At 63.4% G+C, this 23,761-nt stretch carries 23 protein-coding genes and 1 riboswitch; of the genes, 8 read left to right on the top strand and 15 right to left on the bottom strand.

The features are described 5' to 3' along the window. The 5 genes from MJ601_RS16775 to MJ601_RS16755 form a co-directional block, all read right to left on the bottom strand. The coding region (locus MJ601_RS16775; protein WP_242128472.1) for a phytanoyl-CoA dioxygenase family protein at positions 1 to 360 on the bottom strand (360 nt) is incomplete at its 3' end. Beyond that, positions 357 to 980: an acyl-homoserine-lactone synthase gene (locus tag MJ601_RS16770; RefSeq protein ID WP_242128470.1), complete on the bottom strand. Its 624-nt coding sequence runs from the start codon at positions 978 to 980 to the stop codon at positions 357 to 359. The genes MJ601_RS16775 and MJ601_RS16770, both read right to left, overlap by 4 nt. Before the next feature lie 179 nt (positions 981 to 1,159). After that, complete coding sequence (locus tag MJ601_RS16765; protein WP_242128469.1) at positions 1,160 to 1,927, bottom strand: LuxR family transcriptional regulator; 768 nt, start codon at positions 1,925 to 1,927, stop codon at positions 1,160 to 1,162. A gap of 158 nt (positions 1,928 to 2,085) precedes the next feature. Then, positions 2,086 to 2,280: a hypothetical protein gene (locus MJ601_RS16760; RefSeq protein WP_281061353.1), complete on the bottom strand. Its 195-nt coding sequence runs from the start codon at positions 2,278 to 2,280 to the stop codon at positions 2,086 to 2,088. Between the two features lie 222 nt (positions 2,281 to 2,502). Next, positions 2,503 to 2,625: a hypothetical protein gene (locus tag MJ601_RS16755; protein ID WP_281061354.1), complete on the bottom strand. Its 123-nt coding sequence runs from the start codon at positions 2,623 to 2,625 to the stop codon at positions 2,503 to 2,505. 229 nt (positions 2,626 to 2,854) lie between these two features. Between MJ601_RS16755 and MJ601_RS16750 the strand changes: the two genes are divergently transcribed. Continuing rightward, a complete protein-coding gene (locus MJ601_RS16750) occupies positions 2,855 to 3,820 on the top strand; it encodes an AAA family ATPase (protein WP_242128467.1) in 966 nt (321 codons plus the stop codon). Between the two features lie 55 nt (positions 3,821 to 3,875). Next, positions 3,876 to 6,170 carry a S8 family peptidase gene (locus MJ601_RS16745; RefSeq protein ID WP_242128465.1) on the top strand — a complete coding sequence of 765 codons (2,295 nt, stop codon included), beginning with the start codon at positions 3,876 to 3,878 and terminating at the stop codon, positions 6,168 to 6,170. 66 nt (positions 6,171 to 6,236) lie between these two features. Here the strand turns inward: MJ601_RS16745 and MJ601_RS16740 are convergent, their stop codons facing one another. The 6 genes from MJ601_RS16740 to MJ601_RS16715 all read right to left on the bottom strand — a co-directional run bounded on the left by MJ601_RS16740 (position 6,237) and on the right by MJ601_RS16715 (position 11,724). Beyond that, complete coding sequence (locus MJ601_RS16740) at positions 6,237 to 7,628, bottom strand: tyrosine-type recombinase/integrase (protein WP_242128462.1); 1,392 nt, start codon at positions 7,626 to 7,628, stop codon at positions 6,237 to 6,239. After that, positions 7,588 to 7,872 (bottom strand): hypothetical protein, encoded by a 285-nt coding sequence (locus tag MJ601_RS16735; RefSeq protein ID WP_242128460.1) that lies wholly within the window; start codon positions 7,870 to 7,872, stop codon positions 7,588 to 7,590. The genes MJ601_RS16740 and MJ601_RS16735 overlap by 41 nt, the downstream gene beginning before the upstream one ends. Positions 7,873 to 7,971: 99 nt before the next feature. Beyond that, positions 7,972 to 8,376 (bottom strand): helix-turn-helix domain-containing protein, encoded by a 405-nt coding sequence (locus MJ601_RS16730; RefSeq protein WP_242128458.1) that lies wholly within the window; start codon positions 8,374 to 8,376, stop codon positions 7,972 to 7,974. Positions 8,377 to 8,528: 152 nt separating this feature from the next. Continuing rightward, positions 8,529 to 9,305 carry a helix-turn-helix transcriptional regulator gene (locus MJ601_RS16725; RefSeq protein WP_242128456.1) on the bottom strand — a complete coding sequence of 259 codons (777 nt, stop codon included), beginning with the start codon at positions 9,303 to 9,305 and terminating at the stop codon, positions 8,529 to 8,531. A gap of 140 nt (positions 9,306 to 9,445) precedes the next feature. Continuing rightward, positions 9,446 to 11,305 (bottom strand): phosphomethylpyrimidine synthase ThiC, encoded by a 1,860-nt coding sequence (thiC, locus tag MJ601_RS16720; RefSeq protein ID WP_242128454.1) that lies wholly within the window; start codon positions 11,303 to 11,305, stop codon positions 9,446 to 9,448. 11 nt (positions 11,306 to 11,316) lie between these two features. Beyond that, a complete protein-coding gene (locus tag MJ601_RS16715; protein ID WP_242128452.1) occupies positions 11,317 to 11,724 on the bottom strand; it encodes a DUF2065 family protein in 408 nt (135 codons plus the stop codon). 52 nt (positions 11,725 to 11,776) lie between these two features. Then, a riboswitch (TPP riboswitch) is annotated at positions 11,777 to 11,887 on the bottom strand. Between the two features lie 82 nt (positions 11,888 to 11,969). Here MJ601_RS16715 and MJ601_RS16710 point away from each other — a divergent pair. Together MJ601_RS16710 and kdsA are read left to right on the top strand one after the other, a co-directional pair. Then, complete coding sequence (locus MJ601_RS16710; RefSeq protein ID WP_348635593.1) at positions 11,970 to 12,266, top strand: hypothetical protein; 297 nt, start codon at positions 11,970 to 11,972, stop codon at positions 12,264 to 12,266. Positions 12,267 to 12,359: 93 nt separating this feature from the next. Then, on the top strand, positions 12,360 to 13,196 hold the full coding sequence (gene kdsA, locus MJ601_RS16705; RefSeq protein WP_242128448.1) for a 3-deoxy-8-phosphooctulonate synthase: 837 nt from the start codon (positions 12,360 to 12,362) through the stop codon (positions 13,194 to 13,196). 31 nt (positions 13,197 to 13,227) lie between these two features. Here the strand turns inward: kdsA and MJ601_RS16700 are convergent, their stop codons facing one another. The 3 genes from MJ601_RS16700 to MJ601_RS16690 all read right to left on the bottom strand — a co-directional run bounded on the left by MJ601_RS16700 (position 13,228) and on the right by MJ601_RS16690 (position 17,822). Then, entirely contained in the window at positions 13,228 to 14,493 is a 1,266-nt protein-coding gene (locus tag MJ601_RS16700) for a glutamate-5-semialdehyde dehydrogenase (RefSeq protein ID WP_242128447.1), read from the bottom strand. A gap of 243 nt (positions 14,494 to 14,736) precedes the next feature. Beyond that, a complete protein-coding gene (locus tag MJ601_RS16695; RefSeq protein ID WP_242128446.1) occupies positions 14,737 to 15,384 on the bottom strand; it encodes a class I SAM-dependent methyltransferase in 648 nt (215 codons plus the stop codon). Positions 15,385 to 15,527: 143 nt separating this feature from the next. Continuing rightward, on the bottom strand, positions 15,528 to 17,822 hold the full coding sequence (locus MJ601_RS16690) for a CDC48 family AAA ATPase (RefSeq protein WP_242128444.1): 2,295 nt from the start codon (positions 17,820 to 17,822) through the stop codon (positions 15,528 to 15,530). Positions 17,823 to 18,194: 372 nt separating this feature from the next. Here MJ601_RS16690 and MJ601_RS16685 point away from each other — a divergent pair, with 372 nt between their 5' ends. Then, entirely contained in the window at positions 18,195 to 19,076 is an 882-nt protein-coding gene (locus tag MJ601_RS16685) for a LysR substrate-binding domain-containing protein (RefSeq protein WP_242128443.1), read from the top strand. Positions 19,077 to 19,154: 78 nt separating this feature from the next. Beyond that, entirely contained in the window at positions 19,155 to 20,321 is a 1,167-nt protein-coding gene (locus MJ601_RS16680; protein WP_242128442.1) for a GGDEF domain-containing protein, read from the top strand. 96 nt (positions 20,322 to 20,417) lie between these two features. On the opposite strand, the gene MJ601_RS16675 is transcribed toward MJ601_RS16680, so the two are convergent. Next, positions 20,418 to 21,089, bottom strand: a complete 672-nt coding sequence (locus MJ601_RS16675) for a glutathione S-transferase family protein (protein WP_242128441.1) — start codon at positions 21,087 to 21,089, stop codon at positions 20,418 to 20,420. A 179-nt stretch (positions 21,090 to 21,268) separates the two neighbouring features. On the opposite strand from MJ601_RS16675, the gene acs reads away from it, so the two are divergent. Next, positions 21,269 to 23,212: an acetate--CoA ligase gene (gene acs, locus MJ601_RS16670; protein ID WP_242128440.1), complete on the top strand. Its 1,944-nt coding sequence runs from the start codon at positions 21,269 to 21,271 to the stop codon at positions 23,210 to 23,212. 18 nt (positions 23,213 to 23,230) lie between these two features. After that, positions 23,231 to 23,743, top strand: a complete 513-nt coding sequence (locus tag MJ601_RS16665) for a cytochrome b (protein WP_242128438.1) — start codon at positions 23,231 to 23,233, stop codon at positions 23,741 to 23,743. The last annotated feature ends 18 nt before the right edge of the window (positions 23,744 to 23,761 follow it).

The raw sequence follows: 23,761 nt of genomic DNA, 5'->3' as shown, positions 1-23,761 counted from the left end.
ATCTTGATCCCGATGAGGGAGCTGCCTGACTTCCCCTGGATGAATCTCGATGGCCTGGGCGACATTAAGCTGGATACGCTCGCAGGCTGCGCCCAATATCGCTTCCGCCATCGCCATGATGGTTGGCTGAAGGACGAGCGCGGGCGCATGGCGCGAGCGCTTGAGCAGGCTGCCGAAACGCTTGGTTCGATTGCCGTAAAAACGCCCTTTGCCGAATGGCGTTGCGTGAAACGTCTCGTCGAGATCGCTGTTGAGCGCGGCAATCGTCTCGATGGGCGATGCGTCAGGAATGATGCAATAGCCACGGTCGAGAAGCTCTTTCATCCAGTGCTCCGCCCGTTTCTCGTGTTTGCCGATCATGCCGCATCTCCCCAGTGCCCGGCGACAGTCAGGGTGAGCGGTTCAAAGGTTCCCGCGGCTTTGAGACCCGCCAGCGTCTCATCATCGATGCTGATCTGCAGCCCGGCGAGCATTCCGCTCCTGTCGGGGAAAACCCCTCCAAGCGGAGCGCAACGCCATCCGAACTTCAGGATCTGCGCCAACCAGCCAATTTCCGCGACCCCTGTGTAATTGGTGATCCCATGCCGAAGAGCATGGAATGCAAGGGCGCTTACGAGCTGATTGCGCGCCGATCGCCGCTCACTGGCGCGTTGCTTCCGATCCAGGCAAAAACGCGTAATCTCCATGGTGGTAGGACCTGCCGGTACAGGTCCGTCGCAAAGATGGGGGTAGAGGTCACCCAAAATATGCGGACGATCGGTCCGCAGGAGTCGGGCCGATGCGCGGTGGCGGCCATCCCCGTCGAGCAGGATGAGGTACTCTGCATACTCGTCATCAAACTCATCGAGTTCGAAGGTGCCCGCCAGAACGGGCAGATCCCATTTCAGCAAATCGATGAACACCTCCTTGCGGGCCGCAAACATGGAGCGCAACGCGGCGTTCTCGAGCGCCGCAGGCGCTCGATCCAGAACATCATGCATGACAGCATCCTTCGACAGGTTGATAAGATGCCGTCGTTCAAACCATGTCGTCGCCCTTCGCGACATACCAAGAAAGGGGGATGCTCGGACGCTTTGTGCTGGCCAGCGAGGCATTGCCCGCAGACCGGTCAGGCGTGGCCTTTGACTGCGTCCCGGTCCGATTTTGCTGCATGACCGCCCTAATTCTGGCGCCACCAGTGAAAAATGTCCGCGAAGCTTATCAGACCATCGAACAGCGCGCACAGAATGAGGGATTGCCGACTATGGACGTCGTACCGCTCGCGCGCCAGCTTGAGGTGCTGAACTACGGTTTCCTCGCTGATACCGAGGATAGTCGCAATCTCACCAGCGGTCTTCCCCCGCGCCGACCAGAGGACGCATTCGCGCTGACGTTCGCTCAATGCCGGCCGTTGTCCGCCTGGAGGCAGGGGACCGGCCAAACATCGCGCACGCGCGAGCGCAAAGGCCCCGACCACTTCAGCCGCGTGCAGCATGGTTTTTGAATATGCGGAATCCGTACGCGTCGCGAAGGAACATGAACCGCTGGCTTCGCCGGGAACATGTCGTGGAACGGTGTAGCCGTCGACAATTCCATGGTCGCGCCCGACCGCGAGCATCTGCCTGTCTCCGCGTGTAATGGGTACATATTTGTCGAGATGGCGCCATTCGAAACCGGTCATCGACCGTCCGCATGCACGGCGGATGGGGTCGGCTCCGCCAAGATCGAACCCGACATAAACCTTGGCCCATTCATCCGGATAATCATGCACCAGCAGCGTTATGCCTTCCGATCTCGCCGGCGTGCATTCATAGGCGAGTGCGAAGTGGTCGAAGCCAAGGCGCGGCGTCGCAAAGCGCATCGTCGCGTATAATTGCTCTTCGGTCCTGGCTTCAGAGATCCGGGCTACGAGTTCTTCAATCAGCATCAATCGCATAACGTCGATCATTCGATCGCCGGAGCGCACCCAACCCGCTTCCCACGCAGATCGTCCTAAAAGGTATAGGAGGCCCAGTACTCCTCTGTTCCCCCGACACACACTCACACTCGTACAAATGTCTTCGAAACAATACCCCCTTGACGGGGGACGAGGCTAGGGCGGCTTCATCATGATATTCCCCTGCTTGCTGTGGCGGCCTGCTTGTCCTGCGGAACCTCAGGCTCGTTCGAAAGGCAGTACCACGCCGATGTGCACAGAGTGACGAGTCCACGGCGTATTCCATCACGTGCGATGGCGTGCAGCGCACGTGTCGTTAGCACCGCACCCGTCATGTCAATCGGATGACCATATGCGATTGTCAAACAGCCCTTCAATCATGGTCTTGAGCCAAACCCGATGGTGATCCGTACCGGTCATGGTCCCTCCCAAGGAATATGGGTGAGAATGGCAGCTCATCGCAGTTTTTTACCGCCAAGTCATGGTTGCCTTCTCGGCGATGTGATGGGTGGCACGGTCGAGCAGCACCAGGTCATCCTTTCGACTTCGCTCAGGACGGGTTTGGGCTCGCGGAACACGGCAGCCACTCACCGAAGGAGAGGTAGGTCGTGATGACGACGAAGGTGGATCATAGACTTGCTGATCAAATGGAACAGCAACAGCGCACCGGGCCGCACAAACGGTAGATATCCAAGCTCATCAAGCACCATCAGGTGGGGCCGGGAGAGCTGCTCCGCCAAGGTCCGGCCCGAGTCTTCTCGTCAACGCGTGTCACCGGACACAGCCTATGCGAGCGGTACATGATCCGTAGCGGGGAGACCTTTCGCGGGCCGCTATTTATCGTTCCGCCCTGCAGGAAATTATGGCAGATTCGACAAATCCGACTATGCTACCGGTCAGAGGAAAGGCTGATTTGGACCTATGGCACGCGGTGAGTTGATGAAGAAATTGCTGGCAAGCTACGGCCGGGACGAAGAGTTCCGAGCCGTTGCCGAGCAGATCATCAGCGAAGAGGAGAAGAAGAATAACCGCGTTCTCGCCCGCTCGCTTCGCCGTTCTCTTGAAGCGGGACCCTCTCGTCCCGCAAGGCCCAAAGCTTTGGCGCCACTCATTCCTTTCCCTGAAGCCGCAGGCGACTTCATCGAGCTGGTCGAGCCGACACACAACAAGCAGGATATCATCCTCTCCAGCGAGAATGTCCGCATCTTTCTTGACCTGTTGCGGGAGTTCCGCCGCGCGGACGACATCCGGCGGCGGGGCCTACCCGTCCGCTCGAAGCTCCTGTTCTGCGGTCCCCCAGGATGTGGCAAGACGCTCTGTGCGGAAATCTTCGCCGCCGAACTGGGCCTTCCGCTCTACATCGTCAAGCTCGATCGCCTGATCTCCTCCTATCTGGGCGAAACCGCGACCAACGTCCGCAAGATTTTCGAGTTCGCGCGCAAGCAGCCGACCGTCCTCTTCTTCGACGAATTCGACGCGCTGGCCCGTGAGCGGGAGGATGGCGGCGAACACAATGAACTGCGCCGCGTCGTCAACAGCTTGCTGATCTTCATCGACCGAATCCAGCCCATGGGCTTCCTGGTCGCCGCCACCAATCTCGACCAGTCGCTGGACGCAGCGATCTGGCGGCGGTTCGATGAGGTGGTCTGGTTCGATCCGCCCGATGCGCGGATGACCGACCGCTTCCTCAAGATGAAATTCCGCAACGTCGCCTTAGCCTTCGACCCGCGAGGTCATGTCGATGCGCTGGCGGGCTACAGCTATGCCGAACTGGACCGCATCTGCGTGCAGGCGATCAAGGCGTCCGTCATCGACAAGAGAAAACAGGTCAGGGAGCAGGATTTTCTTCATGCCATCGCCGATGAGCGCCGTCGTCGGCGCAGAACCGAACGCATGACCGCCTGATCCCGACACAGTGGCGCGTTACGACCATCTGCAGCTCCTGCGGCTGCCTGAGCGTATGCCCCGCCGTAAGAATGGCGGCGGGGGACCACCGCCGCAGCGTGATCCGCGCGGGCATAGCGATCGGCTGGGTCAGGAACTTGATCAGGCCGTAACCGCCCAGCGCCGGCGTCGCCGCCCGGACGCGGTCGATCCCTCTCTGATCCTGCGCGTCCAGATGAGCGGCCCTCTGCTTGAGGAAGAATGGAACCGGGTCGGCCTGACCGTCCTGTCCAGCGATGAGGATCGCACGCTCGTCCTCTTCTCCTCTTCCGACGACCTGGCGGATTTTCAGCGCAAGCTCGATGCCTACGGCCAGGGCGTGCAGCCGGGTCGCGCGAGCCCGGCCTTTTCCTCTTTCATCGCCAATGTCGAGACGATCGCCGAGGTCGCGCCGCGGGACCGGATCGGCATGCGCGCCCGCGAAGCGGGGCTGGTGGAGGTCGAGGATTTCCAGTCAGGTGAAGACTATATCCTCGATATTGAGCTGTGGGATCTGGGTGCGCGAGCCTTACGCGAACGCAAGATCGACGACATCGTGCGCTACGCCGAGGCGCGCGGTGCGGAGGAACTGGATCGGCACATCGGTCCCAATCTCACGCTGGTCCGGCTGCGCTGCGACGGGACGGTCGCGCGCGCATTGCTGTCGATCGAGGAGATCGCCGAGATCGATCTGCCGCCCGAACCCGATCTGATCGATGCACGGCATATCGACCTGACCCTCGCCGACCTGCCCGATATCGCCGAAGTCGATGAAGAGGCCCCGCTCGTCGGGATCATCGATAGCGGGATCAACGACCATCCGCTGATCGAAGACATCATCGTCGGTTCGATCGCCATTCCCGATACGCTGGGTACGGCGGACGATCACGGGCATGGCACTTTCGTCGGCGGCATCGCGACATTTGGTGACCTCCGCAGTCAGCTTGGCGCCGGCGAGCTGATCCGCCACGTCCGTCTCTGCTCGGCCAAGGTGATCGATAATACCGGCAATTTCCCCAATCGCCGCCTGACGCCCCGGCTGATGCGCGAGGCGATCACCGGGCTTCATGAGCAGTTCGGCTGCCGCATCTTCGTGATCGCGCTCGGCGACCGCACCAAGGTCATCGAAGGCGGCAAGGTCGGCCCTTGGGCACAGACGCTCGACGAGCTGGTGCGCGAGCTGGACGTGGTCATCATCGTGGCCGCCGGCAATCGGCAGCCCCGGCGCGGTATGCGGGTCGAGGAGGCGGTGACCGACTATCCCGGCTATCTCCTGGAACCGGACAACCGGCTGTGCGAACCGGCCGGCGGCATGAACATCGTCACGGTCGGGTCGATCGCACACGGCAATGGTCTCAGCGCCCGGGCGGCGGACAATGTCGGGGTTCAACCCATAACCGCGGCACTCGAGCCTTCGCCATTCTCGCGAGCCGGGCCAGGCGTTCGCGGTGCCATCAAGCCCGATTTCATCGATGTGGGCGGCACCCTCATCTATGATGGCCCGACCGCGGCCTTGCAGGGCGGTGAAGTGCGACCGGAAGCTGGCGTTATGTCGCTCCACCACAGGGCAGTGGACCGCCTGTTCGCTGCTCGCTCGGGCACTTCGCATTCCGCGCCACTCGTCGCCTTCAAAGCCGGTCAGATTCTTCGCCGCTTTCCCGAGGCCTCGGCCAATCTCATGCGCGCGCTGCTCGCCACCAGTGCGACAACCCCTGCCGAAGCTGCGCTGCGCCTTGCCCCATTAGGCGATGCGGCTGCGCGGTCGCTATGCGGCTATGGACGCGTCGATGCGGAGCGCGCGGCCTTCTCGGATGACGCGCGCGTTATCCTTTATGCCGAGGACGAACTCGCGATCGATCATTTCGCGGTCTATCAGATTCCGATCCCCGAACTGTTTCAGACCGAGCGCGGCCGGCGGACGATCCGCGTCAGCCTGGCCTTCGATCCGCCGGTCCGGCACAGCCGTCTCGACTATAACGGCGTCTCGATGGGGGTCCGGCTCATCCGTGGCTGCGAACCCGACATGATCTTCGAGCATTATCGGCGGCGAACAGTCGACGAGGGCCCTTTCCCTGACATGGCGGCCCGCTATAACTGCAAGCTTCTGCCCAGTTCGACCGTGCGCGAGAAATCGAGCCTTCAGACCGCCGCGGTGAGCTTCTCGCGCAATATCCGCGGCTATGGCGACAATTATTATCTTGTCGTGCGCTGTTCTGGCGGCTGGGCTGGCGACGAAGGCCAACAAGCCTTCGCGGTCACCGTTGAAATCTCTCATGAAGCGGAGCTGCCACTTTACGAACGTGTCCGTCAGCGGGTCCGCGTGCGAGCCTGATCCCGATTTTCGCTGGACAGGGCAGAAGCGAGGCGGACGGGGTTCGTTAAACTGTCGCGTAATCCCTCAAACCGCAAGCGCGTTGATCACTACCCGCAGGCGTTCGGCTTCCGCTCCGCCTTTCATCAGCGTTTCTGCCACGCGGCGAAGCAGATCTTCGTCCTCATCAGCAGGTGGCGCATCCACTTCGGCGTCGCTCATACCGGCAAGAGCGGCCGCAATCCTCTCTGCAACCCGATCGGCGGCGCGTCTGGCCGGATTGTGCTGAACATGGGCATAGATCGCCGTCGAGCGGGGATTGGCATGACCGAGTATCGCACCAGTGAAAGCCATAGCCTCACCCGATGAAATTGCGGTGGAGCCCATCGTATGGCGCAGGGTATGCGGCGTGACATCGGGGAGGCCAGCCTTGTCGACAGCCTTCTTCCAAGGGGTCTTGTAACCCCGGAAATAACCGTCCCCATCTTCGGACGGGAACACGAAATCAGAATCCTCATTCCGCTCGATTGTCCTGAGAACAGCGATCGCGGCAGCGCCAATGGGGCGCACGTTCTTTCCGGTCTTCGTGTCGCCGAACCGGAAACTGCCATGGTCGAAGTCGACCTCCCCCCATTTGAGGCTGGCGATCTCTTCGCGGCGGCATCCGGTCAGCATCCACAAACGCATGATGTCGAGCGCTTTGCGATTGATGCCGTCGCTCTCCAGTTCGCGCAGCGCCTCGCCGAACCGCTTGACCTCATCGAGCGTGAGGTAGCGATCCTTGTGATTGTCGGTCTTTCGGACGGAGGCTGTATCGCAGGGATTGCGGTCAATGATCTCCCTGCGCCGCGCAAAACTGAACACCGCAGACAAATCGCGGAAGACCTTGCGTGCGGCGCCCTCGCCGCCCTTGACGACGATGCGCCTGCGTGGGCCGATCTTGTCGTCGCGCGCGGTCTTGCCTGCCTCGACGTCACGGAAGAAGCGCTCGATATCGCCAGCGTTCACCGCAGTCACCCGGCTCGAGCCGAGCAGCGGGACGACATGGTGACGCAGGCGCGCCAGTGTATATTGCCTGGTCAACGGCTTCATGGGAGTGCCTTGGCGCTTGCCGCGCTGAATGTAGCAACCTTCCTCTTCGTAAAGGTCGATCAGGTCGCTGATGCGCATTTCCGCGCGCTTGTCATTGCGCACTTTGGCCGGATCTTCGCCCACGGTCGCCTTGGCTAGAAGTTGCTTAGCTTGCCGCCGCGCCAATTCGACCGTAAGTGGCCCGAAACGGCCGATTGTTACATGTCGCTTCGGCGCACCACGGCCGCCGCCTTCCGCACGATACCGAAATACAAAGGTCTTCGCGCCACTTACGCCGACACGAAGGCCGAAGCCGGCGATCTCGCTATCCCAGATGTCGTAACGCTTCTCCTTGGGCTGCGCCGCGTCAATGGCGCGCTTTGTCAAAACTACAGTTTTCTCGGTCAAAACCTGCCTCCGAAGCCCGATTTTGGGCGACCACCGGGCGACCACCTATGATGAAAATGGGGGTGTATCTTCCGAGCAGGATAGCGTAGATAAAGTCGATATTCAAATTATAAAACAACAACTTATCCAAGAATAGCGAAGCCTGGTGAAAAGCCGAAAAACACCTTGGCAACTTTGCCAAGGTTGGGGTCGAGGGTTCGAATCCCTTCGCCCGCTCCAGATTTTCAAAGAAAATCAGGCTCATGAAGCGACCTGCGGATTTCTCCGCGCGCTGCTTCCCTGGGTCCTTCCTAAAACAAGTTTCGAGCCGTTGGACGGACAGGCGCCCTCCAAAAACGCCAGATCACTCTTCCCCGCTCGCTCTCCAGGACTGGAGCAGATGGGCAAGCTGTTCGAACAGCATGGGTGCGAGTTCCACCAGGACGCGGCGGCCGTCACTGGCATCCTGCCTGCGCAGCAGCAAACCGCGATCAACCAGCATAGCGATATGGCGCAGCGCCGTCGTGGTTGACGTTCCCGACGCAATGCAGAGGCTGGATATGCTTACGGGCCGTCCTTCGACCGCGTTGGCGAACAGATCGAGACACATGTCCCAGATCGGCTCCCCGAACAGGTCTGCGCCCAATAGCTGGTCGCGGCGGCGACGCTGTGCCAGCAACCTTCGGGCATATTGCCCCAGCGCCGGCAGCGGGAGAGGAGGAGCGTCGGGATGCGCCGTAGGAATGGGGCCGTCGAATGCCATGGTCATCGCGCCCCGGTCATCGCGCCTTGGTCATCGTGAAGGTGCGGCGGCCATCCGGCCCTGGCCGATGCTGAAAAGCTGGATCATCGCTCCTCCCCCCTGATTGGCCGATAATATGTCCAGATTGGAGTGTTTATGCCTCCCCTCGAAAGGGGGGATCATTCGATCAGGTCGGACAGCGCGATATGACCGTCATGAACGGCGCGCATCACAAGTTGTATCCGGCGAGCGACGCCGTAGCGGGCGCGCGCCGCGTCCAGATATTCGGTGACCGTGTCTTCCTTCAGGCCCAGTATCTGCGCGATTTCCCAGTCGCTCTTGCCCCGCCCGGCGAGCAGGATGCAATCGAGCTGCCGGGGTGTCAGCATGACCCGGGGCGATAGAGCAACGTCCTTTTCCGCCAGGGTCAGCGCCCGCGCGGCCTGAAAGGCAAAGGAGTCGACCAGTTGCACCATGCCGAGATGATGCCGGGGCAAGGCAAGGCCGGTGCGCACCGCGAAGGTGCAGGAGCCGCTCACCTGCCCCGGCATGTGCGCCGGGACGGTGAAGCCATCGCCCAATCCCTCGATCGCGGCGGCCTTCAGAACGTCCCGCTGGCAGTCGGTGATCTCGATCAGCCGCGGAACGTCCGACCATGCGAAGGCCGCGTTGGTCGTCCGGCTCGCGACGATGACGGGGTCCCAGCTATGGAGTTGCTTTTCGATGAAGGTGCCGACCCAGGCTTCGGGATAATTTTCCAACCGCACCATGCTGCCGTCGGCGATGCCAGGATCCACATGGTGGACCAGCGCATGATAGGCGAACCCCATCTCGCGGCTGATCTGATCCACCAGCAGGCCGAGGTCGCGGATCGATCCTGTCCCCCGCAGGGCATCGATAAAGGCCTGCGCGTCCCTCAGCGAAGACAGGCTTCGGCGTGTCAGCCCCCGTTCCATGATGGTCCCCCGAACCCGGCCGCTATAAATTCCCCAACAATATCCTAGCGATGACGCGGTACGGGGGCAACAAGGGAGGCGGGGAAGCGGTGGCGGTGGCGCTCGGCGGAGCCGATCCGACCCCGCCGAGCGCTATTCAATCAGTCATGCTCCCGGCCGCCAGCGCCCATATAGAGTTCGCTCCCGGTCTCCCGGAAGATTTCGCTCATTTCCTGCATGCCCTTTTCGGCATCCTCGGCGGCGATGAAGCCGTCGGCGGGCTGATTTTGCTTCGCCGCAAAGTCCCTCACTTCCTGCGTGATCTTCATCGAGCAGAATTTGGGACCGCACATGGAACAGAAATGCGCCGTCTTGGCACCCTCTGCCGGGAGCGTCTGATCGTGATATTTCTCCGCGGTGTCGGGGTCGAGCGACAGGTTGAACTGGTCGCGCCAGCGGAATTCGAAGCGGGCGCGGGAAAGCGCGTCGTCGCGCACCTTGGCGGCGGGGTGGCCCTTGGCCAGGTCGGCGGCATGGGCCGCGAGCTTGTAGGTGACGACACCCACCTTCACATCGTCGCGGTCGGGCAGGCCCAGATGCTCCTTGGGCGTGACATAGCAAAGCATCGCCGTGCCGTACCAGCCGATCATCGCCGCGCCGATGCCGCTGGTGATATGGTCATAGCCCGGCGCGATGTCGGTGGTGAGTGGCCCCAGCGTGTAGAAGGGCGCCTCGCCGCAGGCCTCAAGCTGCTTGTCCATATTCTGCTTGATCTTGTGCATCGGCACATGGCCGGGGCCTTCGATCATCACCTGCACATCCTGTTCCCAGGCGCGCTTCGTCAATTCGCCCAGCGTGTAGAGTTCGGCGAACTGCGCCTCGTCATTGGCGTCCGCGATCGATCCGGGGCGCAGGCCGTCGCCCAGCGAATAGGCGATGTCATAGGCCTTCATGATCTCGGTGATCTCGTCGAAATGCTCGTAGAGGAAGCTTTCCTTATGATGGGCGAGGCACCATTTCGCCATGATCGATCCGCCGCGCGAGACGATGCCGGTGACGCGCTTGGCCGTCATCGGGATATAGGGCAGGCGCACGCCCGCATGGATGGTGAAATAATCGACGCCCTGTTCGGCCTGCTCGATCAGCGTGTCGCGGAAGATGTCCCAGGTGAGGTCCTCGGCAATGCCGCCGACCTTCTCCAGCGCCTGATAGATGGGCACGGTGCCGATCGGCACGGGCGAGTTGCGCAGGATCCATTCGCGGGTGTCATGGATGTTGCGGCCGGTCGACAGGTCCATCACCGTGTCGGCGCCCCAGCGGATCGACCAGACCAGCTTGTCGACCTCGCTCGCCACGTCGGAGGCGACGGCGCTGTTGCCGATATTGGCGTTGATCTTCACCAGGAAGTTGCGGCCGATCGCCATCGGTTCCGATTCCGGGTGGTTGATGTTCGACGGGATGATGGCGCGACCACGGGCTACCTCGTCCCGGACGAATTCCGGCGTCACATAATCGGGGATCGACGCGCCCCAGTCCTGCCCGTCGCGGACATATTCGGCGAGGCGGGCGCGGCCGAGATTTTCACGCTCGGCCACATATTCCATTTCCGGGGTGATGATGCCGCGCCGGGCATAGTGCATCTGGGAGACGTTGGCGCCGGCCTTTGCCCGCAGCGGACGCTTGACCAGGTTGGGAAAGGGCTGGACGCCGCCGCTGCGGTCGGGGCCCTTCAGTCCGTTATCTTCGGGCTTGATGGCGCGGGCGTCATATTCCTCGACATCGCCCCGGCCGATGATCCAGTCGCGGCGCAGCGCGGGGAGGCCCGCCATGATGTCGATGCGCGCATTCGGATCGGTATAGGGGCCCGACGTATCGTAGACGCGGACCGGCGGCTCGCCGCTGCCGGGTTCGAGGTCGATCTCCCGCATGGCGACCTTCAGCGGGCCGACATGGATCTTGCGGCTGCCCCGGATGGGGCCGGTAGTGACGCGCATTTCAGTGCGGGCGGGGACATCGGCCATGGATTTTCCTTTCAGGCAATGACGGTGGCGCGGCCGGTGAGGCCGGCGAGGAACAGGAGGATGCCCAGCACGATCGAGACGATCGCCCAGGCGCGGGTGAAGTCGAGCGACCAGAAACCGATTTTGAGCAACGGCCCCGGCACGGCGAGCAGCAGTGCGCCTTCGATCAGGGCGGCATAGCCGATCAGGCTGACGATGATCGCCAGCGGATCGGTCCAGATGCTGTGGATCAGCACCAGCGCCGCACCCACGACGAAGACCGGAAAGCCGAGCGCCATGACCAGCCCCGGCGAACGGGCGAGATCGTCCATCATCTCCCGCCAGCGCCGGGGCGCGGTGAGGCCGCCCATGCCGATGACGATCATGTAGAGGCCGATGGCTTCGGACAGGCGCAGGGTCAGAATGGAAATCGTGTCCATGGCTTGCCGTCCTCCTCTTGGCATCGGGGCGGAGGATGGGCGCGGATTGCCTTCACACAAGCCGTTCCCTCCCTACGCCGGTCTTATCCGGATCAGGTTCAGCGGGTCGCGGCCACATCAGCCGCCTCTCAACCGTCTGTGGACGGTCCCCCGGGGATGGAACCGCATCTAGCCGATTATGCGGCTGAGCGAAACCCGTTTCCGGCGCTGGACAGGGGCGGGGCTTTTCCGCTTCACTGCCGGCCATGAAACATCATGACCTGACGACCAGGGAAGGTCGCAAGGCGCACCGGCATGAGATGCGCATGATCGCCGTGCGTCCGCGACGCTGGGGATTGTGGTTGCTGACGGCCGGCTTCCTGCTGCTGCTGACGCCCTCCGCGCTGAACGTGCACAGCCTGTTCGGGCTGTGGCCGCCGATGCTGGGGGCGATCTGCATCATCCTGGGCGTGCCGTTGCTGGCGGCGAGCGTGGTGCTGAAGCGGCGCTATGTGCGGCAGCGGATGGCGGGCCAGGAGATGCTGGGGCGGATCAGGGGATGAGAGGATCGGCTGCGGGACATGCGATCCTCCCGGCAAGGCATTGTGGCGCGGACAACTCTTGCGCCGCTTCGTGAAAGCGCCGAAGGGAGCGGGATGAAAGCCAGACATGTTTCCATCGGGCCAGAAGCCCGGCAAGTGACGATCGGCAACGACCTGCCCTTCGTCCTGATTTCCGGCCCCTGCCAGATCGAGAGCCGCGACCATGCGATGATGATGGCGGAAAGGCTGTCCGGAGCGGCGGACAGGGCTGGCGTGCCGTTCATCTTCAAATCCTCCTTCGACAAGGCCAACCGGACATCTGTTTCGGGGCAGCGGGGCGTCGGGATCGATGCCGGGCTGGCGATCCTGGCGGAGGTGAAGGCGGCGTTCGGCTGTCCGGTGCTGACCGACGTGCATGAAGCGGCACAGGTGGAGGCGGCGGCGCAGGCGGTGGATATCCTGCAGATTCCGGCCTTTCTCTGCCGCCAGACCGACCTGCTGCTGGCGGCCGGGCGGACGGGCGCGGTCGTCAATGTGAAGAAGGGGCAGTTTCTGGCCCCCTGGGACATGGCGGCGGTGGCGCAGAAGGTCGCCTCGACCGGGAATGAGCGCATCCTGCTGACCGAGCGCGGGGCGAGCTTCGGTTACAACACGCTGGTCAGCGACATGCGATCGCTGCCGGTGATGGCGCAGACGGGCTATCCGGTGGTGTTCGACGCCACCCATTCGGTGCAGCAGCCGGGCGGGCTGGGTTCGGCTTCGGGCGGGCAGCGCGAATATGCGCCGATACTGGCGCGCAGCGCGGTGGCGGCGGGGGTGGCGGCGATCTTTGCCGAGGCGCATGACGACCCCGACAATGCCCCGTCCGACGGGCCGGTCATGCTGCCGGTCGATTGGGTCGGGCCGCTGCTGGCGACGCTGAAGGCTATCGACGGGGCGGTGAAGGGATAAACCCCCTCACCTTTCCCTTGTCAGGTCCGCATCAGGGACGGGTCTGGCCCGTTCCGCGCACCAGCCATTTATAGGTGGTGAGGCCCTCCAGCGCGACCGGACCACGCGCATGCAGGCGGCCGGTCGAAATGCCGATTTCCGCGCCCAGGCCGAATTCGCCGCCGTCGGCAAATTGGGTCGAGGCGTTCCACATCACGATGGCGCTGTCGACGGCATTCAGGAAATGCTCGGCCTTTTCCGCGTCCTCGGTAATGATCGCGTCGGTATGATGGCTGGCATGGGCGGCGATATGGGCCAGCGCCTCGTCCAGCCCATCGACCAGCCGGACGGAAACGATCGCGTCCAGATATTCGGTGTCCCAATCTTCATCGGACGCAGCTTTTACCCTGCCGTCCATCGCCTGCACGGCTTCGTCTCCGCGCACTTCGCATCGGGCGTCGAGCAGGGCCTTCACAATGGCGGGGGCCGCCCCGAAGGCCTTGTCGATCAGCACCGTCTCGGTCGCGCCGCAAATGCCGGTACGGCGCATCTTGGCGTTCACCACCAGCCTGAGCGCCATGTCGGGATCGGCGGCGCCATCGACATAGCTGTGATTGATGCCGTCGAGATGGGCGAGCACCGGCACGCGTGCCTCCTCCTGCACGCGGGCGACCAGGCTCTTGCCGCCGCGGGGCACGATGAGGTCGATGAACTCGGCGGCCTTGAGCAGCGCGCCCACGGCAGCGCGATCCGTGGTGGGGACCAGTTGCACCGCATCGGCGGGCAGCCCGGCGGCGGCAATGCCCTCGGCCAGGGCGGCGTGGATGGCACGGTTGCTTTCCTTCGCCTCGCTGCCGCCGCGCAGGATCACGGCATTGCCCGCGCGCAGGCAGAGCGCCGCCGCGTCCGCGGTCACATTGGGACGGCTTTCATAGATGATGCCGATCACGCCCAGCGGCACCCGCACCCGGCTGAGTTCCATGCCGTTGGGGCGGACCTGCCTGTCGATCACGCTGCCCAGCGGATTGGCGAGCGTCGCCACCTGATCCACGCCCGCCGCCGTCGCCAGCACGCGATCCTCGTCCAGCCGCAGCCGGTCGAGCATGGCAGGGGACAGGCCGTTGGCGGCGGCATTTTCCATGTCGCGGGCATTGGCGGCGATGATCGCCGGCGCCTGATCCCGAAGCGCCTGGGCGGCGCGGCGCAGCGCATCGATTTTCTGGGCATCGCTGGCCGCGGCAAGCGCGCCGGCCGCCACGCGGGCGCGGCCGCCCATGGTCGCAATCAGCATTTCGGGAGTCTGGGTCAGGTCGTTCATCACATATCTCATCGCATTCCGCGCCGCGCCTTATCATGAAAGCGGACAGGAGCGAAACCGTCGGATGCAGATCGAGGGAAAAGGTTGAAGCCGGCAGCCGGACCATGGGTCGCAATATGGCCCAGCCGCCAGCAGGCAGCAAATCCTGCCCCTCGCTCCATCTAGTTGCCGCGTGCAAGGTGCGCATACCCCATAAAGGGTATAAGCGCCGGTGGATCGAAATTTCTTTGAAAATGAAGGGGATCAGGCCGCCTGGGCCAGAATCTCCGCCTTCATCGCGGTGAACATCCGGCATGGCGGGATGTTGCGCCATTCCACCCGTTCCCGGATCTCGTCGAACAGGGGGGCCAGCAGACGCCGCATATAGGCGGAATATTGGTAGACCATGAAGGCGCCGCCGGTCCTGAGGACCGACCGGGTTTCCGCGCAGATCACCTCCCCCACCCCTTCGGGCAGGGTCGAAAAGGGGATGCCGGACAGGATATAGTCGGCCTGGGCATAGCCCGCTTCCTTGATGAAGCGGCGCACATCGGCCGCCGAGCCATGCACCACCCGCAGCCGGGGATCGGCAATCTCCGCTTCCAGATAGGCGACGAAGTCCAGATTGAGGTCGATGGCCAGCAAGGTCGCGTCGGGATGCAAACGGTCGAGAATGGGCCGGGTGAACGTGCCGACGCCCGGCCCGAATTCGACGAACAGGCGGGTGCGTTGCCAATCCACTCCCTCCAGCATGCTGTCGACCAGGGTTCGGGACGAGGGGATGACCGATCCGATCATGCCGGGATGTTTGACAAACTGGCGGAAGAACATGCCCCACTGGCCCAGAAAGCTGGAGGGCTGCCTGCCCGCGCGGAGGAGATTTCTTTTCTTCTTCAACGAAATGGAGGCCATCAATTCTCGCCTGTCTGCCTTCACCTGCCCGACTCGCAAATATCGACCGGGGTTGCAAGCGCCTTCGCGGCGGATGAGAGGGGAAATGCGCGCGTGGGCCGGAGGGCAGGCCGGAAGAATCCGCCCCCCGCCCAGCGCCCGGATCAGTCCCTGCCGTTGCGGGTTCGCAACATGCCTGGCGAGACGAAGCCGATGGGATCGACCTGCATCACGCTTTGCTTGAGCGTCGCCTGGATCTGCTCATATTCGCGTTCCATCTCGGGCGTGACGGAGGCGCGGGTATCCTCCAGCGCGGCATCGAAATGGGCCTGGGTGACCTTGTCCACCGACAGCGACTGGCGCAGCGCGATCAGGCCGGCGCGGCGGACCAGATCCTCCAGGTCGGCGCCGGTAAAGCGCTGGGTCCGTTCGGCCAGCAGGTCCAGATCGACATCCCCGGCAAGCGGCATCTTGGCCGTGTGAATGCCCAATATGCGCTTGCGCCCCGCCTGGTCCGGCACAGGCACATAGATCAGCTCGTCGAAGCGCCCCGGCCGCAGCAATGCCGGATCGATCAGGGTCGGGCGGTTGGTGGCGCCGATGACGACCACCGATTGCAGTTCCTCCAGCCCGTCCATCTCGGCAAGGATGGTGTTAACCACCCGTTCCGTCACCTGCGGCTCGCCCAGGCCGCCGCCGCGCGCCGGCACCAGGCTGTCCAGCTCATCGATGAAGATGACGGTCGGCGCCACCTGCCGCGCGCGGGCGAAGAGGCGGGCGATCTGCTGTTCGCTTTCACCATACCATTTGCTGAGGAGGTCGGAGGATTTGGTCGCGATGAAATTGGCCTGCGCCTCGCGCGCCACCGCCTTCGCCAGCAGGGTCTTGCCGGTGCCGGGCGGGCCGTAGAGCAGGAAGCCCTTGGCCGGGCGGATGCCGATGCGGCGGAAGGCGTCGGGGTCCTTGAGCGGCAGCTCCACCCCCTCCTTCAACCGCATCTGCGCGTCGTCCAGGCCGCCGATATCGGACCAGCCGATATTGGGCGCCTGCACCATCACCTCGCGCATGGCGGAGGGCTGGACACGCTTGATCGCGGCCATGAAATCCTCCCGCGTGACGGAGAGTTCCTCCAGCACGTCCGGCGGGATCGTCCCTTCCTCCCGATTAAGGCGCGGCATGAAGCGGCGCACCGCCTCGATCGCGGCCTCGCGGGTCAGCGCGGCCAGATCGGCGCCGACAAAGCCATAGGTCATGCGCGCCAGTTCGACGAGATCGACCTTGTCGGCCAGGGGCATGCCGCGGGTGTGGATGCCCAGAATCTCCCGCCTGCCCCGCTCGTCGGGGACACCGACGATGATTTCGCGATCGAAACGGCCGGGACGACGCAGCGCCTCGTCGATCGCCTCGGGCCGGTTGGTGGCGGCGATGACGACCAGATTGGTGCGCGGTTCCAGCCCGTCCATCAGCGTCAGCAACTGGGCGACAAGCCGCTTTTCCGTCTCGCCGGTCACATTGCCGCGCTTGGGTGCGATCGAGTCGATCTCGTCGATGAACAGGATCGACGGGGCGGCCTTCGCCGCCGCCTCGAAAATCTCGCGCAGCTGCTTTTCCGACTCGCCATAGGCCGAACCCATGATCTCCGGCCCGTTGATCAGGAAGAATTCGGCGTCCGATTCATTGGCGACCGCGCGGGCGAGGCGCGTCTTGCCCGTCCCCGGCGAGCCGTGGAGCAGCACGCCCTTGGGCGGATCGACGCCCAGCCGCTCGAACAGTTCGGGATAGCGCAGCGGCAGTTCGACCATTTCGCGCAACTGGTCGATGGCTTCGGCCATGCCGCCGACATCGTCATAGGTGACGTCGGCCCGGCGCGATTCGCGCGGCTCCTCATATTCGGCGCGCAACTCGATCTCGGTATCGGCATCGATCACCACGAAGCCCTTGGGCAGGGTCGATACCACAACCAGGCGGATTTCCTGCAGGGCATAGGCGGGCGCGGCCAGCATCTGGCGAAGCTGGGGCGGCATGTCGCCGGGCGGCACCTGTTGCTGCCCCGCGGTGGCGACGATATCTCCCGCCGTCAGCGGCCGCGCGAAGAACACCCTTTTGAGCGCGTCCGGATTGCCCTGCAGCCGCAAATTATTTTGTGCAGGCGCGAAGACGACGCGTTGCGCAGGACGCGGGTCGAGCTTGCGGATCGCCACGAAGTCGCCCGATCCGACCCCGGCATTGGCGCGCTGAAGCCCGTCGAGGCGCAGCACGTCCAACCCTTCATCTTCCTTGTAAGGCCGCACCACGCGCGCAGGCGTGGGCCGCTTGCCCATGATTTCGATGATATCGCCTTCGGTCAGATGAAGCTCCGCCATCACCGCCAGCGGCAGTCGCGCAAGGCCGCGCCCCGCATCTTCCGGCCGGGCGTTGGCCACCTGTATCCTGCGTCCTGCGGTTTCTTCCTCGGCCACTGGGCTTCCCCATTCTTGTCGCTGCGTAACGAGATAGGTAACGCCAGGGACAAGGGAAAGGGGGCGCGATCTTCGCCGGACCGAATAAAAAATGACCCGGGCAGAAGAAAAAAAGGGCCAGCCCGAAGGCCGACCCGAAAAGTTTATAGGAGAGGATGCCTGAAAGGCCTTTCCTATGTGCGGTGCGGCATGTATTTTCGCAAGTGCGAAAAAAATCCAGGAGTTGCATTTTTTGCATCTTGCCAAGTCCCCCTTTTTCCTGCTGAGTGGCCCAGTATCAGGAATGAGGATGCTGGAGAGCCGGCCCGCGCGTCGTTGGAAAAACATGCAATGATGCGTCGCAGCGGACCGGCCGGATGAAATTGACTGCTTATGCGTAGATTACCGCCTCTTACGGCCCTGGAAGCCTTTGTTCAGGTCGCCCGCCTTGGCTCTGTCAAGGCAGCGGCGGAGGAACTTGCGCTTTCGACTCCGGCCTTGAGCCGCAGGGTCCAGGCGCTGGAGCGATTCATCGGCCGTCCCTTGTTCGACCGGAAGCATCAGGCGCTGGAAATCAATGTCGATGGCCAGCGTCTGCTGGACGATATCGCGCCCGCACTCGATTCGCTGAGCCAGGCGCTGGAGAATATCCAGAGCGGCGGCAACCAGCTGCGGCTGCGGCTGGCGGTGCTGCCGCTGTTCGCGACCCAGCGCATCTTCCCGCATCTGGGGGCGCTGCGCCAGCGGCATCCGCAGCTTCATATCGATATCGAAACGACACCTTATGCCGTGGCGCGGCTGGGCGAGGGACTGGACGCGGCCATCGTGCTGGCGAAGGATATCGACCCGGCGCTCTATGCCCATGAGCTGGACCATGACGAGGTCTATCTGATTGGGCGCAAGACCTTGCTGGAACCGCCCCATGCCCTGACGGCACCGCAGGAGCTGGCCAATCATACGGTGCTGCTGCATCGCGACATGGCGCTGGCGTTCGACGCGTGGAAGGAGGCGATCGGGCTGCCGGACCTGCAACCGCTGGCGATCGACAATTATGATTCCGGTCAGCTGATGCTGGAGGCGGCGGCCCAGGGACTGGGCATCGCCGTGATGCATGCCAGCCATTATAAGGACGCGCAGGATTCGCGGCTGGTACGGCTGTTCCCGTCGACGCGGGTGGAAAGCCCCTATCGCTATTATTTCGTCTGCCGCCCCCGCGCGCTCCAGACCCGCGCGGTGCGGATTTTCCGTGACTGGCTGATCAGCGCAAATATATAAAGAGCTCCGAATCAAGGGCTTGGCGCTTTTCGTCCGGAGCGGCCTTAACCTTGTTCGACGACATCCGTTCTAGCGAGCATGACTGGGGCATCTTCTTCCGCGGCCAATCCGCAACATGGGCTGACCGACCGGCTGGCGCGGTGGGCACGGGGCTTTTCGGGCAAAAGCGACGAGATTGCGACGGAGGAGGAGGAAGAACCGCAGCGCGCCCGCGCCGGCAGTTCGGCGAGCCGGGAAGTCAGCCGGCGGCGCAAGCTCTATGAGGATATCGGCGATTTCCTTTTCGCCCATGATCTGGACCTGACACCGCTCAACTTCAGCGTGGCGCTCGATTATCTGACCGGCGCGCATATCGGCATGGAAAAGGCGATCAGGGCGGTGCTGGCGGAGCGCGGCAAGATCACCAACGGCTGGATCGAAACCGCCGCCGCCGAACAGCGCAGCGATGACATAACGCCCGAGGCGCTGGCCTCCATGCTCGACAAGGTCGAGGAAAATCTGTCGCAATTCACCGGCCTGATGACCGAATCGCGCAATTCCGCCAAGGACTATGGCGCCGCCCTGCAGGAAGAGGTGAAGGGTCTGGCGGCCGGTTCCGACAATCAGCCAATCCTGTCGCGCCTGGTGGCGCTGACCCGGTCGATGGTCGAAAAGACGCGGCAGGTCGAAAACCAGCTGCGCGACAATCAGAAACAGACGCAGCTTCTGAAATCCAACCTGGAAAGCGCGCGCCGGGCGGCCGAGCACGACCATCTGACCGGCCTGCCCAACCGCCGCGCCTTCGAAAGCGTGCTGCGCGAAGAGGTCAAGCTGGCGCAGGATGAGGACGAGGCACTGTCCGTCGCCTTTTGCGACATCGACCATTTCAAGGTCATCAACGACACGCATGGCCATGACACCGGCGACCGGGTGCTGAAATTCGTTGCCGGGCTGCTGGCCAAGATCAGCGACGACCGCTGCCACGTCGCCCGCCATGGCGGCGAGGAGTTCGTCATGCTGTTCCGCGGCAAGACGGCGGCCGAAGCCTGCGAGGCGGTCGATGCGGTGCGGCAGGACCTGTCGACGCGCAGCCTGGTCAACCGCACCAATGGCGAGCGGATGGAGCGCGTCAGCTTTTCCGCGGGCGTCGCCAACATGATGGCCTATGAGGATCCCCGCGCCGCGCTGAAAGCCGCCGACCGGGCGCTCTATCTGGCCAAGGAGCATGGCCGCAACCGCGTCTATCTGGCGGCCGAGACGGATTGATCCCGCTTGGGGATTTTCCCGTTGACCGTTGACGGTCAATGGCTCGGAAAAAGCGGCACAAATGAACAGGAGCGTTTCGCTCAACGTGAAAACGCTTCAGAAGTCGGGCTTCTCATAATGGGGCGGCGGCGTGATGACCTCCATCCGTTCCGACAAGAGCGGGCGGAAGGACGGTCGCGACTTGAAGCCCGCATACCAGCGCTTCACCGTTTCATGGCCGGCCCAGTCGATGCCGCCCAGATAATCCGCAACCGACAGATGCGCCGCCGCCGCGATATCGGCGAGGCTCATCGTCCCCCCCGCCATCCAGCTGCGATGGTCCAGCAGATAATCCATATAATCCATATGGATGTTGGCGCGCTTCATAGCCTCCCGCAGCACTCGCGCATCCGGCGGCGCGCGCTCGATCAGGCGCTTCTTCATCCGTTCGTGCAGCAGCGGCCCCACGACGTCGCCGTAGAAATTCTGGTCGAAGAAGGCGGTCAGGCGGCGCACTTCCGCCCGGCCGGCCGCCGTGCCGGAAATCAGCGGGAATTTTTCGACCGTCTCCTCGAAATATTCGCAGATCGCCTGGCTGTCGATCAGGGTGATGCCCTTTTCCTCATCCACCATCACCGGGGTCGTGCCCGCCGGGTTCAGATCGAGAAACTCGTCGCGCCCCTCCCAGGGCGATTCGCGGGTCAGGTCGTAGCCCACGCCTTTTTCACCGAGCAGCAGGCGGACCTTGCGGGAAAAGGGGCAGAGCGGAAATTGGAAGAGTTGCCACATATTCCCCTCCTGTTAGGCCGACTGGCCCCGGCCGAAAAGCGGCAAATGGCGTGATGCTGCTTAATCGCCCGCCGATATTGGTGGAAACTGTGGCAAAGCGCCCCAATCCGCGCTTCCGGTCCTCGCATTCCCCCTCTAGAAGATCGGCAAAGCGAGGTTTCGCAAGGAAAGGATGCTGCATGTCTGACGATTTTTTCCCGGTTCCTGCGGAGTGGGCGGCCTCCGCGCTGCTCGACCGGGATGGGCGCGCAGCGGACTATGCGCGCTCGATCGGGGATGCGGACGCCTATTGGCTGGAACGGGCCAGGCGGCTGGACTGGGTGAACTTCCCCACCAAAGCCAATGAAAGCAGCTTTGCCGAGGCGGATTTCGGCGTGAAATGGTTTGCCGACGGCGTGCTGAACGTCAGCGCCAACTGCATCGACCGGCATCTGGCGGCGCGCGGCGACCAGACCGCGATCATCTGGGAACCGGATTCGCCGGAGGAGGAGCCGCGCCGCTACACCTACAGGCAGGTGCATGAGGAAGTCTGCCGCTTCGCCAATGTGCTGAAGGGCGCGGGCGCGCGGAAGGGCGACCGTATCACCGTCTATCTGCCGATGATCCCGGAGGCGGCCTTCGCGCTGCTGGCCTGCGCGCGGATCGGGGCGATCCACTCCGTCGTGTTCGGCGGCTTCTCGCCCGAAGCGCTGGCCGGAAGGATCATCGACTGCGATTCGACCCTGGTGATCACCGCCGATGAGGGCCGCCGCGCGGGCAAGAAGGTTCCGCTCAAGGCCAATGTCGATGCCGCGCTCCAGGAATGCACCAGCGTCCGCAAGGTGATCGTCGTCAAGGCGACCGGCGGCGCGATCGACATGGCGGAGGGCCGCGACCTCTGGTTGCATGAGGAAGCCGCCAAGGCGTCCGCCGACTGTCCGGCGGAACCGATGAACGCCGAAGATCCGCTGTTCATCCTCTACACCTCCGGCTCGACCGGAAAGCCCAAGGGGGTGCTGCACACCAGCGGCGGCTATCTGCTCTGGGCCAGCCTGACGCATGAGCTGTGCTTCGACTATCGGCCAGGCGACGTCTACTGGTGCGCCGCCGATATCGGCTGGGTCACCGGGCACAGCTATATCGTCTATGGCCCGCTGGCGAACGGCGCGACCACGCTGATGTATGAGGGGGTGCCCAATCATCCCAGCCCCAGCCGCATCTGGGAAGTCGTCGACCGGCATCGGGTGCAGACCATCTTCACTGCGCCCACGGCGCTGCGGGCGCTGATGAAGGAGGGCGACGATTTCGTCCATTCGACCAGTCGTCAGTCGCTGCGCCTGCTGGGAACCGTCGGCGAGCCGATCAATCCGGAGGCCTGGCGCTGGTATCATCATGTCGTGGGCGAGGATCGCTGCCCGATCGTCGATACCTGGTGGCAGACCGAGACGGGCGCGGCGATGATCGCGCCGATGCCGGGGGCGACCGACCTGAAGCCCGGCTCCGCGACGCTGCCTATGCCCGGCGTGGTGCCGCAGATCGTCGATGGCGAAGGGCATGTGCTGGAAGGCGCGGCCGAGGGCAATCTGGTCATCGCGGGGAGCTGGCCGGGGCAGATGCGCACCGTCTGGGGCGATCATGAGCGCTTCTTCCAGACCTATTTCACGACCTTCCCCGGCAAATATACGACGGGCGACGGCGCGCGGCGCGATGCCGACGGCTATTACTGGATCACCGGGCGAGTGGACGACGTGATCAACGTGTCGGGCCACCGCATGGGGACCGCCGAGGTCGAAAGCGCGCTGGTGCTGCATGAAAGCGTGGCGGAGGCGGCCGTGGTCGGCTTCCCGCACGATATCAAGGGCCAGGGCATCTATGCCTATGTGACGCTCAACAGCGGCGAGGAGGCGAGCGAGGAACTGCGCCAGACGCTGGTGAAATGGGTGCGGACCGAAATCGGGCCGATCGCCACGCCCGATGTCATCCAGTTCGCGCCGGGCCTGCCCAAGACCCGGTCCGGCAAGATCATGCGCCGCATCCTGCGCAAGATCGCGGAGGGCGAGGTTTCGGCGCAGGCATTGGGAGACACAAGTACACTTGCCGATCCGTCAGTGGTGGATAATCTGGTCGCCAATCGCCAAGGATAGACCGGGGAGGATATGTTGATGGATCGCTACAGTTCCGTTGCCCGCGCGCTGCACTGGATCACGGCGATCCTCATTTTCTTCAATCTCTTCCTGGGCTTCGCGCATGACGCCCTGCCGAGGGAATGGAAGGTGATGCCGGTGCACAAATCCGTCGGGCTGACGGTGCTGGCGCTGACGGTCGCGCGGCTGCTGTGGCGGCTGGCCCACAGGGCGCCGCCCCTGCCGCCGGAAATGCCGGGCTGGGAAAAGGGCGTGGCGCATGCAACGCACTTCCTGTTCTACGCCTTCATGCTGCTGATGCCGCTCAGCGGCTGGATCATGGTTTCGGCGGGCGACCGGCCGCTGAACTGGTTCTTCCTGTTCGATGTGCCGAAATTCGCCGTGTCGAAGGGCGATGCGATCGTCGGACTGTCAGGCGAAGGGCATGAAGTGATGGCCTTTGCCTGGGCCGCGCTGATCGGCGTGCATATATTGGCGGCGCTACGCCATCATTTCATCCTGAAGGACGGCGTGCTGCGGCGGATGATCTGATGGGAAGGCGGTTGGGGT

Source organism: Sphingobium trunci (assembly GCF_022664535.1).
Classification (GTDB): domain Bacteria; phylum Pseudomonadota; class Alphaproteobacteria; order Sphingomonadales; family Sphingomonadaceae; genus Sphingobium.
The sequence above is the reverse complement of the archived record's forward strand: the minus strand, read 5'-3'. Positions and strand labels throughout refer to the sequence as shown.